The following is a 1182-nucleotide window of genomic DNA, read 5'->3' on the forward strand; positions in this document are numbered from 1 at the left end:
GAAGAAGATTTTACTGATCGGTGGGACAATCCTGAATTTAGTGATTTAAAATTAGAACAAAATTTTAATAGATGGCTTATTCAAGCTAAGATAGATTTCAAAAAGCTTTTAAATGTAAATGGAGCTAAAGAAGTTAAAGTTATATTAAATGAAGGTTTTTCATTGAATATTAATGAGGATATCTTAGTAGATGAATATGGTTTTAAAGCAGAAAATAAAAAGCCATTACACATAGTAACAAGTCCGCAAGTACAACCTTGGAGAATATAAATGAATTTAAAATTGATTGAAAGTTTTTTATTCGAATATAGTGAATTTCGTATCAAACCTACGACGACTAATAATCTAGTTTTAGAAGGAGATTTTGAAAGAAAATTACAATTTAAAGATTATGCATCGTGTAAAATAGCATATTCATTATCCATTCAAATTCCACCTGATTATCCATTAAAACTCCCGACTATATACGAAAATGAAAATCGAATCGCTAACGTACCATCAAATCATATCAATCCAGATGGATCTTTTTGTTTGGGTGCACCAATAAGATTAAAACTCGTATTAAAAAAGTCACCAGAGTTTAAGGTTTTTTTTGAAAGTTGTGTTCTCCCGTATTTATACGCAGTCACTATTAATCAACTAACTGGAGAAGGTTTTATTTTTGGAGAATTAGAACATGGCGATGAAGGATTAATCTCAGATTTTAAAAATTTATTTCATTTGAAAAGCTCTAAGGATGTTGGTCAAATGTTGAAAATTTTAGGAAGTAGAAAAAAGGCAGGAAATAGAATGATGTGTCCGTGTGGTTGCGATGAAAGAGTAACTAAATGTGACTACTTTAGCCAAGTTATTAAAATGAGAAGATTGTTTTCTCGGATAGAATGGAAAGAACAATTTGAATTGATAGGTGGGATTTAAATGTCGGTTAGTTCTATTCCTCAGGATGTAAAGACAAGATTATGGGGGAAAGCGGCAGGAAGATGTCAGTATAGAGGGTGTAATAAGCCTTTATGGGTTGACGAGTTAACTAAAGCTGAGTTTAATAGCTCATATTTAGCACATATTATTGCGGACAGTCCAAAGGGTCCGAGAGGAGATATTGAGCTATCTAAAAAATTGGCAAAAGAAATTAGTAACATAATGTTACTTTGTGATGTTCATCATAGACTGATTGATAAAAAG

General features: G+C 31.3%; 2 protein-coding genes and 1 pseudogene. All 3 read left to right on the plus strand.

Annotated elements, in window-relative coordinates:
• Positions 1-270, plus strand: a 270-nt coding sequence (locus QI30_RS20735; protein WP_158621108.1) for a hypothetical protein, incomplete at its 5' end; no start/stop codon positions are given.
• Entirely contained in the window at positions 271-918 is a 648-nt protein-coding gene (locus QI30_RS19715; protein ID WP_126992146.1) for a hypothetical protein, read from the plus strand.
• Positions 919-1182, plus strand: a pseudogene (locus QI30_RS19720) (SAVED domain-containing protein); the annotation flags it as partial. It abuts the gene before it with no gap.

It is taken from the genome of Candidatus Kurthia intestinigallinarum (assembly GCF_003991225.1).
GTDB classification, from domain to species: domain Bacteria; phylum Bacillota; class Bacilli; order Bacillales_A; family Planococcaceae; genus Kurthia; species Kurthia populi.

What these genes read in the sequence shown, in the direction of transcription:
- QI30_RS19715 (WP_126992146.1), top strand. Translation starts at nt 271, where the DNA reads ATGAATTTAAAATTGATTGAAAGTTTTTTATTCGAATATAGTGAATTT.